The organism is Streptomyces sp. NPDC001744 (genome assembly GCF_042892575.1).
GTDB lineage: Bacteria > Actinomycetota > Actinomycetes > Streptomycetales > Streptomycetaceae > Streptomyces.
Map to the genome: position 1 here is coordinate 1 of NZ_JBIAUG010000046.1, position 9,366 is coordinate 9,366.

General features: G+C 72.2%; 8 protein-coding genes and 2 pseudogenes. 3 read left to right on the forward strand and 7 right to left on the reverse strand.

The genetic code is table 11. From position 1 onward, the window contains the following. The 7 genes and pseudogenes from ACFYZY_RS29805 to ACFYZY_RS29835 form a co-directional block, all read right to left on the reverse strand. Nucleotides 1-90 (reverse strand): annotated as a pseudogene (locus ACFYZY_RS29805) (IS5/IS1182 family transposase); the annotation flags it as partial. Between the two features lie 179 nt (nucleotides 91-269). Continuing rightward, a complete protein-coding gene (locus ACFYZY_RS29810) occupies nucleotides 270-425 on the reverse strand; it encodes a hypothetical protein (protein ID WP_388700348.1) in 156 nt (51 codons plus the stop codon). Between the two features lie 163 nt (nucleotides 426-588). Beyond that, nucleotides 589-1,263, reverse strand: coding sequence for an ABC transporter ATP-binding protein (locus ACFYZY_RS29815; protein ID WP_388700349.1), 675 nt, complete (start codon nucleotides 1,261-1,263; stop codon nucleotides 589-591). Beyond that, entirely contained in the window at nucleotides 1,260-2,222 is a 963-nt protein-coding gene (locus tag ACFYZY_RS29820; RefSeq protein ID WP_388700362.1) for an ABC transporter ATP-binding protein, read from the reverse strand. The genes ACFYZY_RS29815 and ACFYZY_RS29820 overlap by 4 nt, the downstream gene beginning before the upstream one ends. Before the next feature lie 78 nt (nucleotides 2,223-2,300). Further along, nucleotides 2,301-4,010, reverse strand: a pseudogene (locus ACFYZY_RS29825) (ABC transporter permease subunit); the annotation flags it as partial. A gap of 83 nt (nucleotides 4,011-4,093) precedes the next feature. Beyond that, entirely contained in the window at nucleotides 4,094-5,458 is a 1,365-nt protein-coding gene (locus ACFYZY_RS29830; RefSeq protein WP_388700351.1) for an ABC transporter substrate-binding protein, read from the reverse strand. A gap of 286 nt (nucleotides 5,459-5,744) precedes the next feature. Further along, nucleotides 5,745-6,503, reverse strand: coding sequence for a hypothetical protein (locus ACFYZY_RS29835; RefSeq protein WP_388700354.1), 759 nt, complete (start codon nucleotides 6,501-6,503; stop codon nucleotides 5,745-5,747). Between the two features lie 838 nt (nucleotides 6,504-7,341). On the opposite strand from ACFYZY_RS29835, the gene ACFYZY_RS29840 reads away from it, so the two are divergent. The 3 genes from ACFYZY_RS29840 to ACFYZY_RS29850 all read left to right on the forward strand — a co-directional run bounded on the left by ACFYZY_RS29840 (nucleotide 7,342) and on the right by ACFYZY_RS29850 (nucleotide 8,767). Beyond that, complete coding sequence (locus ACFYZY_RS29840; protein ID WP_388700357.1) at nucleotides 7,342-8,055, forward strand: tectonin domain-containing protein; 714 nt, start codon at nucleotides 7,342-7,344, stop codon at nucleotides 8,053-8,055. A 60-nt stretch (nucleotides 8,056-8,115) separates the two neighbouring features. Next, complete coding sequence (locus ACFYZY_RS29845) at nucleotides 8,116-8,334, forward strand: hypothetical protein (RefSeq protein ID WP_388700358.1); 219 nt, start codon at nucleotides 8,116-8,118, stop codon at nucleotides 8,332-8,334. 82 nt (nucleotides 8,335-8,416) lie between these two features. Beyond that, on the forward strand, nucleotides 8,417-8,767 hold the full coding sequence (locus tag ACFYZY_RS29850; protein ID WP_388700360.1) for a hypothetical protein: 351 nt from the start codon (nucleotides 8,417-8,419) through the stop codon (nucleotides 8,765-8,767). Nucleotides 8,768-9,366 lie beyond the last annotated feature (599 nt).

Below are 9,366 nucleotides of genomic sequence, written 5' to 3' on the forward strand. Positions count from 1 at the left end.
CTGCGGCCGCACCTTCGACGGCGGGATCAGCGGCTTCGCGATCTCCCACAACCCGTCCGGAACAATCCAACTCCACGCACCCCTCCCCATGACGAGCCCAACGACCGCCTCACCACATAGGACACGGTCTTAGCCGCTCTCCGCTGGCCGCCAGCGACGTGTCGACCGTCTTCGTCCAGCTGTGACTCGTGGAGCGGACCGCCCCTCGGGCCGGGCCGTGAGCGGCGAGCGCCTGGCGCAGCGCCGTACTCGTCCCGACCGTCACCCCGTCACCCTGCTGTCGGGGGCTCGTCCTCCCCTGCACCGGACTGTTCGGCGTGCTCGACGACGGCGGCCGCCGCGACCGGGACGACGGAGAGGATCTCCGCGCACTCCGAATCGAGCCGGGCGAGCGCACCGGTCAGGACCTCGAGGGTGGTGGCCACGTCCTCCACCGCACCCGCGCTCCACCGCGCCGGACCAGCCCTCCGTCCACCACACAGGCCAGTGGGAGTGCGCAGCCCCCCTGGCCTGGCAGGCCCTGCCCTAGAACCGCTCGAGCCCGGCACACCCGTGACGGGCTCACCCCGCGGGCGCCGGCAAGCGGTGTCACGGGAGGAGTTTTCCGTCGCGCATGGTCAGGACACGGTGGCTCACGTGCCGGACGGCGGCGTGGTCGTGGGAGATGAGCAGGAAGCCGATTCCCAGCTCGTCCTGGAGGTCCATCAGTAGGTTGAGGATGCTGGCCCGCAGCGAGGGGTCGAGTGCGGAGGTTGGCTCGTCGAGGACGAGCAGATCCGGTCGTGTCGCCAGCGCGCGGGCGATGGCGACACGCTGGCACTGGCCTCCGGACAGCTCGTGCGGGAGCCGTTCCCCATGGGCGGGGGAGAGGCCGACGAGCTCCAGCAGCTCCTCGACCCGAGCCGCACCGTTTACACCGGGCCGGCGTCCGTGGACGCGCAGAGGCTCCGCGATCTGAGTCCGCGCCCGGTGGCGCGGGCTCAGTACCGCGTAGGGATCCTGGAAGACCGGCTGCAGTCGGAGCCGCAGGGGCCGCAATTCGCGCTCGCGCAGGCCGGTCAGCTCGACGCCGTCGAAGCGCACCGACCCGGAGTGCGGCCGCAGCAGCCGCAGCACCGCCTGGGCCGTCGTCGACTTGCCGCACCCCGAGGGGCCGACGAGCCCGACCGCCTCCCCGGCGCCGACGGTGAAGGACACCCCGTCGACGACCCGCCGTTCCCCGTACCGCACGACCAGGTCGCGTACCTCCAGCAGTGGGTTCACTCCGTCTCCTCGAAGAAGGGGTGATGGCAGGTGACGGACCGCCCGTCGACCACGCGGAGCACCGGCTCCCGCTGCCGGCAGAGCTCGTCGGCGCCCGGGCAGCGCGGCGCGAAGACACACCTGGTGCCGGCGACCGCCCCAGGGGTGTGCGGGGCGTCGGTGAACACGGGCAGCCGCGAGCGGTGGGGCAGGCCAGCCTCCGGCAGCGAGGCGAGCAGACCTCTGGTGTACGGGGCGACCGGCCGCCCCAGCACCCTTTCCGTCAAGCCGAGTTCCGTGATCCGCCCGGCGTACATCACGGCCACCCGGTCGGCGTGCCGCCGTACCGCCGCCAGATCATGACTGACGAGCAGCAACGCGGTCCCCGCCGCGGCACAGCGCTCTCGCAGGAGGGTGAGCACCTGTTCCTGGCGCTCCGGGTCGAGCGCCGTGGTCGGTTCGTCGGCCACGACCAGCGCCGGCTCGTTGACGAGCGCCATGGCGATCACCGCACGCTGCCGCATGCCGCCCGACAGAGTGTGCGGATACGCGCCCGCTGGCTCCGGCCCGAGACCGACCTCGGCCAGGGCGCGGCGGGCGACGTCGAGTGCAGCGCTGCGCTTCACGCGCGCCACGGACCTTACTGCGAAAGCCAGCTGGTCTTCGACGCGGTGTACGGGCGACAGTGCCGACATCGCTTCCTGGGGGATCCACGCGAGCCGGCGGCCGAGGTCGGCCGGCGTCACGGGCTCACCGTGCAGCAGCACCCGGCCCTTGACGACGGCCTCGCGCGGGACCATCCCGAGCAGCGCCCGCGCGGTGAGGGACTTGCCGGCCCCCGACTCGCCCACCAGGGCAAGCACGTCACCGGCGGACAGAGCGAAGGAGACGCCCCGCACGGCGTCGCCGTCGAGGAAGGAGATCCGCAGCCCGTCCACCCTGAGCAGGGGCGTGGGGGAGGCAGCTAGGGGGAGTGACACGGGGCGAACTTTCCTCGAAGTAAGCAGGGCGGGGAGCCGGAAGGGCGAAGCCGGTACGGTGCGCGGTCGAGAAGGGCGATGGCGGGTCGGCCCGCCCAGGGACGACAAGCAGACCGCGAGCGCCGCGAGCAGTGCGAGCGCCACTGCGGGCGCGAGCGCGGCGACCGGTGCCCGCTCCACGTAACCGGCCGACTCGTCGAGCAACAGCCCCCACTCGGGCGAGGGGGGCCGGGCACCGAGCCCCAGGAAGCCGAGCGACGCGAGCGCGAGCGCGATGCCGGGTAGCCGCAGCACGGCGTGCCGGGCGACCGGGCCGGCCACCGACGGCAGAATGTGCCGGGTCCAGATCCACCCGGGCCCGGCACCGATGGCCCGTTGCGCGACCAGGAAGCGGGAGGCCCGCGTCTCTTGGACCAGCGCCGACGCGTGCGCGGCGAGCGGCGGCCAGGAGACCAGCGTCACGGCGAGCGCCGCCGCCCCGCTCCCGGGACCGGTGACCGCCGCGACCAGCAGTCCGGTGAGGACCGGCGGCAGCGCGTTGGCGATGTCCGCCAGGCCGGCGGTCACCCCGGGGACGAAACCGAGGAGCAGCGCGATCAGCCAGCTCACCGCCGTCACGGCCGCGGCCGTGCCCACCGTCGCCGCTGCTCCGTGCCCGAGGCGGGCGAGTACGTCCCGGCCGAGCGCGTCCGCGCCGAGCGGATGAGCCGCCGACGGCGCGGCGAGCCGGGCCGCCACGTCGACCGCGTACGGATCCCGCAGCAGCCCCCAGCCGATCACCCCGGTGAGGACCACCGCCAGGCCCGCCGGCACGGCCAGGGGCATCCGCCGCGCACGCGGCACCGGCAGGCCGAGCCCGCCTTCCCGTGACGCCGGCCCGAGCAGCCGGCGCCGGACGAGCGAGGCCATAGCCCCGGCGAGGAGACCGAGTCCGAGCAGGGCGAGCACGCACCCCTGGAGCAGCGGGAGGTCCTGGGAGGTGGCCGCGCCCAGCGCCGTGCGGCCGATGCCCGGCACGGCGAACACCGTCTCGACGGCGACGGCGCCACCGGTCAGACCCACGGCCACCATTCCCAACTGCCCGGCGAGCGCAGGCATCGCGCGTCGCATCGCCGCGCCCGTGATCCGCCCGCGGCCTGCGCCGGCGCCCCGCCATAGTTCCACCCACCGCTCGTCGAGGACGGCCGGCAGGGTGTCGGCGACCAGCCGGCCGAGCAGGGCCCCGGCCGGGACGCCCAGCGCGAGGGCCGGCAGCACCAGATGGGAGGGGCCGGCCCAGCCGGAGGTGGGCAGCCACCCCAGCCACACGCCGAAGGAGAGCAGAAGGACAAGCGCGAGCAGGAACTCGGGAATCGCCGTGAGCACCGCAGCCACCGCTCCGCCCGTCGCACGGCCCCACAGAAGCGCCGGGGCGGCGAGCAGCGTCCCGACAGTGAGGGCGACCAACAGAGCCGCCCCCATCAGCGCCAGCGACACACCGAGCCCGGTGACGACAGACGGCAGCACCTCGGCGCCCGACACCCATGAGACGCCCAGGTCACTGTGGAGCAGCCCGGTCAGCCAGCCGCCGAGCAGACCCACGGGGCCCGCGTCCAGGCCGAGATCGGCGCGGATGGCGGCGAGCGCCTCGGGCGTGGGGGCCTGCTCTGCGGAGCGGGCGCGCAACAGCGACAGCGCTGGGTCCTTGCCGGAGAGCCACGGGAGCAGCCCTACCGTGGCCACGACCGCCGCCAGCGCGACGAGCCGTACGACGCCGGCCCGCACGGCCGCCGCCGGGGGAGACTTCATGCGCGGCACGGCGGAGAAGGGACGATCCTGAGAAGGGCTGGCCGTGCCGCTGCGGCCGTCCCCTCCACGGAGGACGGGAGAGCTCACCGTACGTGGGTGTCGACGGTGACGAGTTCGCGCTCGCGGGGGTCGTGAGCAGCGCCCACGACGTTCTCGCCGTCGCCCTGGATCACCCGCTCGTGCAGCAGCGGCACGGCCGCGTCGGTGGCGAGCACGGCTGCTTCGGCGGCAATGACGGCCTTCCTGCGGGCCTCACCGGTCGCCGTCGCCGCAGCGGTGGTGAGCGCGGAGTCGGCAGCTCGGTCGGAGAGCTGGGAGATGTTGAAGGACCCGTCGCCCGCGAAGTCGCTGTACAAGTAGGCGGCGGGGTCGCCGGAGTCGAGCACGGTGGCACGCGACAGGACGAAGGCGTCGAATTTGCCCGCCAGCGCGTCGGCTTCGATGTGTGCGTACTCGCGCACGTCCAGCTCGACCTTGAACCCCGCCCGGCGCAGCTGCTGCTGGAGAATCTGAGCGACCTCGGGCAGCTCGGCACGGTCGGTGAAGGTGCCGATGGTGATGGTGGCGCCCTTCGGGTCGGCCGCCGGTGTGTGCGTGACCGGGGTACGCAGCTTCGCCGCCCACGGCAGGGCCGGCCCGAGCAGCCCGGAGGCACGGTCCGCCCGGCCCTCGTACACGCCCGAGACCAGGGCCCCGGCGTCGACGGCCTCACGGGCCGCGGCCCGCAGCGCGGGATCGCGAAACGCGCCGCGCTCGGTGTTCAGGTAGAGAGTGTTGGTCCGCGGCATGGGGACCTCGGTGATGAGCTCGGCGTCCAGCAGTTTGGCCTGCGAGACCGGCACCGCCTCGACGATGTCCGCCTCGCCGCTGCGCAGCGCGGCGGCCCGGGCGGTGCCGTCGGGCACGTAACGGACGTCGATGCCGGCCGCCTTGGCGCGGCCGCCCCAGTAGCGGTCGTACCGGTCGAGGGTGGCCGAGGCGGCGCCCTCGGCGCGTACGAGGACGAAGGGCCCGGTCCCGGCGCCGACCGGGTTCACGGTCCTGCCCCGGTACGCCTTGGCGGCCAGGATGGACAGCTGGGGGGAGCTGAGCCGCTGCGGTACGAGGGGGTCGGCCTGCGCGGTGGTCACGCCGACCGTACGGGGGCCGGTCGCCTGGACGGTGAGGTCGACGCCGTCGAGGATCCGCGGTTTGGGAGAGGCGGTGGCGGCGGTGGTGAGGGAGCGGACGACGTCGGCCGAGGTGAGCGGGCTGCCGTCGTGGAAGGTGACGTCCTCGCGCAGGGTGAACGTCCAGGTCCGGCCCTGCTGCCGCCAGCCGGTGGCGAGCGAGGGGACAGCGTTGTCGTCGCGGTCGAGACGGACCAGGGTCTCGGCGGTGGACCAGCGCGACAGCTTGAAGGCGTCGTCGGAGAGCGGGGAGAGCCCTGCCCGTGGCGGCTGCATCATCGCGACGCGTATGCGGCCGCCGTCACCCCCTGCACCTGTACCTGCGCCGCCGTCCGTCCGGCCTGCGGGGTCACCTGCGAAGCAGCCCCCGAGGAGGGCGCAGGCGGTGGCGGCCAGGGCGGCGAGTGCGACGCGGCGGGGCCGGGCGGTGCTTGCGGCGGGGTGTGGCACGAAGGTTCCTCAAGGGGGGAGGTATGGGGCTCCAGACTCTAACAGAATGAAAATCGTTATCGTTACCATGTGATGAAGTTTTGCCTCCACCCCTCTGACCAGGGCTTCGCGCTGGTCACATCGAGCAGCCCGATGAGCAGCCGGCGCCCAGCAGACAGGCCACCGACCGTGAACGTCGTGGCATAGCTCTGCTGCCATCCCCGCGCTGCGGATGGCATCCACCGGCGAGCATCGGCCCTTCTGGACCCGGCGCAGTTCCTCCCAGTCGACTTCGGGGTGGGCGTCGGGGAGGGCGTCGACATCGGCGGTGCGGGTAGAGCGGCACCTCGACCGCACCGGCCCGCGAGGTACCGAACCACACCTTGGCCCACTCCGCGGCCCGGATCCACTTGAGGCGGACCGTCCAGTCGAACTCCACCCTCCTGACACCGAGACGGGTCGTCGCCTGGTCGGGTCCGAGCGGGGTGTCCGCGGTGACGAGTTCGGCCAGGTCCTCCCGCGCGCAGACCTCGGCGACCTGGCCGGGGTGGTGCAGCGTCCCTGAGGGGTTGCCCGACAGGTCGACCAGCAGCCCGCGGGCGACGAGGCGGCGGACCACGAACGACGTGGCCACCGGCTTCTCGCCCGACACGTTCGGGGTGCCGAGCGCGGCGGCGATCCGGTCCGCCGCCATCCCGCCCGGGATCGCCTCCTCGCTCATCGCGGCCCGTACGGCGCCGGCGTCCAGCGCCTCGACGGCCGCCCGCGAGCACCGCTCCGCCGGGAGGTCGGGGGCCGGGACGGTCCCGGTGTGCCGCGCCCACCGGAACGCCGTCACCGGCACCTTCAGCCGCTGGGCGGTCTGGGCCTCGTCGTACTCGGTCCGTCGTGCCATGGAACTCACCTTTCGCTCGGTCGCCACCATCAGGCGGGCAGAACATGACAGAACATCTAAAATCTGTCAACAATCCATGAAACAGGGCAAGTTGGATGCACTCGTTTAAGGCCGCGCCCGCGTACGCGACAGGGAGATTCACCCGCTCGGGTACCACCGCCGGCCGGGCCGGGCCGGGCCGCTGCGGCGAGGCCGCGTTGGAACGCCTGCTGTGCCTGGGACGGCCCCTTCCCCGCGCCGCCCGCCGCCGGGGCCGCCGCCGGGGCGGGGGGCGGTGCCTGGATGCCCAGCGCGGTCGGCCGCTCGCGCTGCTCGGGCAGCAGCTGCGCCCAGGTGCCGGGTTCCTGCTGCCGCCACCTCCACCGGCCGATGTCATCGCCGTCGAAGACCACGCCGCCTGCGATGGAGGGCAGCGCACCGTCGGCGTCGACGAGGCCGGCCAGCACCCGATAGTGCCGCCGGCACGGCCTACGTCCTCGTCTCCGGTCTGCTGGCCGACGTGGGAGCTCACCAGCCACACCTGCTCACCCCGGAAGGAAACATCGAACTCGCCCACCTCGACTCCGACTGGCGCGCGAAGCTCACCGGCCGGTGAGGAGGCCGGGCAGGGCAGGAAACGGCTTGTGTGTCGACTCCCCGCAGGTGGGACAGGACTTTCAGCCGACATGCTCCTGGCCGGGTACCTGCCGGGTTCCGCCCTGCAAGGCGCTTCCCGTTTAAACATGGGTTTAGTGTCTTATTTGCTATTAAGACAAGCTTTCCCCTCTTTTAGCCGGGTCGGCTCCTCCCCGACGATGGCCACGCCAGTCGTTAACAACTCGGGGAAGGATGATGTGACATGGCGGATTGGGTGAGGGTCGCGGGCGGGCTGAGCGCGATCTCGGCGGGGTCCAGGACGACGGTGTGGGGCCTGAACTCGGGCAGCGGCATCTACCGGTACACCAACTACGACGGCAGCCCCTGGATCAACATCCCCGGAGGCCTCAGCGACATCGGGGCCGCCGCCGACGGCACGACATGGGGAGTCAACAGCGGCAACCAGATCTACCGCTACACCGGTGACCAGGACGCCGCGAACCCGTGGAAGGGCATCAACGGCAGCCTGGTCCGCATCGACGCGGGCTCGAGGACGAACGTGTGGGGCGTGGACTCCGCCGGAAGCATCTACCGGTACACCAACCACGACGCCAACCCCTGGATCAAGGTCCCCGGAGCACTCAGCGACATCGGTGCGGCCGCGGACGGCACGGTGTGGGGCGTCAACAAGGGCAACCGGGTCTACCGGTACACCGGCGACCAGGACCCCTCGGACCCGTGGGCAGACGTCCCCGGCAGCCTGAAGCGGATCGCGGTGGGCTCCCGTACGAACGTGTGGGGCATCGACCCGTCCGGCAGCATCTACCGCTACACCAACAACGACGCCAGCGGCACCAACCCGTGGGTCAACATCCCCGGCACCGCCGTCGACATCGCCGCCGGCGCCGACGGCACCGTCTGGCACGTCAACGCCGGAGGCGAGATCTACCGGTACACCGGCGACCAGCTGAGCTGACCCCGCCTCCCCTTCGTGAGGGCCCCCGGCCAGGACAGGCCAGGGGCCCTCACCTGCGCCTTGGCCAGCCGGCCGTTTACCAGCACCCCGCCCACCCCCGCTCCCGCCACCGACACCCGCGACGAGCAGAACGCCGTCCTGCACGCCGCGCTTTGGCGCGCCGTCTCTTTCCCCCGCTTCGCCGCCGGAGGGGAGACGGTCGCCGATCCGCGCCAGCCGGAGCTGCTGTCTCCGGCCACCGGTGACCCGACGAACGTTCTCGACCGCACCGCCCCCTGAACCACGGGCTTCGCAAGAACGGATCTGCCGCCGGTACCAGCTCTGGAACAGCGAGGGCCACCCGATGGTGAGGAGCGAGGACATGGCGGCGAAGGTGGATCCGGCGAAGCTGGCCCGGCAGGCCCGGGACCTGATCGAGGAGTACAACCGTGTGCTCCTGGACGACGCGGACGATCTGTCGGCGCCTGCTCTGTCGGAAGCCACCCGGGTGCTGAAGTCGCTGGTCGACCGCCTCCCGCAGGCGTTCGAGCAGACCGCCGACGTCCTGGAGATGCTGGCCTCCCAGGACCGGGTCACGACCGGGCAGGGCGACCCGCGGACCGGGGCGGCCACGACCGCCGCCGAGCTCCGGGCCGTCGCGGCCGGCGCCGGGAAGTTGGCGGAGGACCTGTCCCACCCCGTCTCGGCCCTCTTCCTCATGGGAGGCCGCTAGGTTCTGTCTCTTTGGTCAACGTCGGGTCAGGCTGGCGCCTATTAGGCCAAACGGGTGGCCATCTCGGCGAAGCGACCTCTGCGAACCGGAGCCCTGTGATCTTCTTGCCGTCGATCCCCGGTTGGGGAACCGTGCGAACAGAGGACTCTTATGGCTTTCGGGAAGTGGGTCAAAAAGACCTGCTCGATCACCGCGCCCGTGGCGGCCGCGGCCATGCTGGTTGTCGGCTTGTCCACCAACGCCCAGGCCGCCACCGGCACTCTGACCTGGCAGGGAGCCCAGGGCACTCAGTGGACCTGGAGAAACCCGCCGAGCGGCACGTGCAGCAACTTCGGTGGTAACACGGTCGCTTACAGGCCCCACAACAACACAGGGGAACGGCTCACTGTGTACACCGAGTTCGGATGCTCCGGCTCGAGGGCGGAGTTCGGCCCCGGCGCCTACACCACAAGCTGGACCCCGTACTACAGCTTCCGGTACTAGGCATCGTCTCGTCGATCACGTCTTAGCCACGTCCGGCTTGTCGTCGCGGGCGTCAGGCTGTGAACGGGACACCGACCGGCTTCACGGCGGGGCCGGCCCCTCGTGAGGGGCAGAGA

Excerpts from the sequence above, each read along its gene's own strand:
- ACFYZY_RS29850 (WP_388700360.1), top strand. The coding sequence starts at position 8,417 with ATGGCGGCGAAGGTGGATCCGGCGAAGCTGGCCCGGCAGGCCCGGGAC.
- ACFYZY_RS29830 (WP_388700351.1), bottom strand. The coding sequence starts at position 5,458 with ATGATGCAGCCGCCACGGGCAGGGCTCTCCCCGCTCTCCGACGACGCC.
- ACFYZY_RS29835 (WP_388700354.1), bottom strand. The coding sequence starts at position 6,503 with ATGGCACGACGGACCGAGTACGACGAGGCCCAGACCGCCCAGCGGCTG.
- ACFYZY_RS29840 (WP_388700357.1), top strand. The coding sequence starts at position 7,342 with ATGGCGGATTGGGTGAGGGTCGCGGGCGGGCTGAGCGCGATCTCGGCG.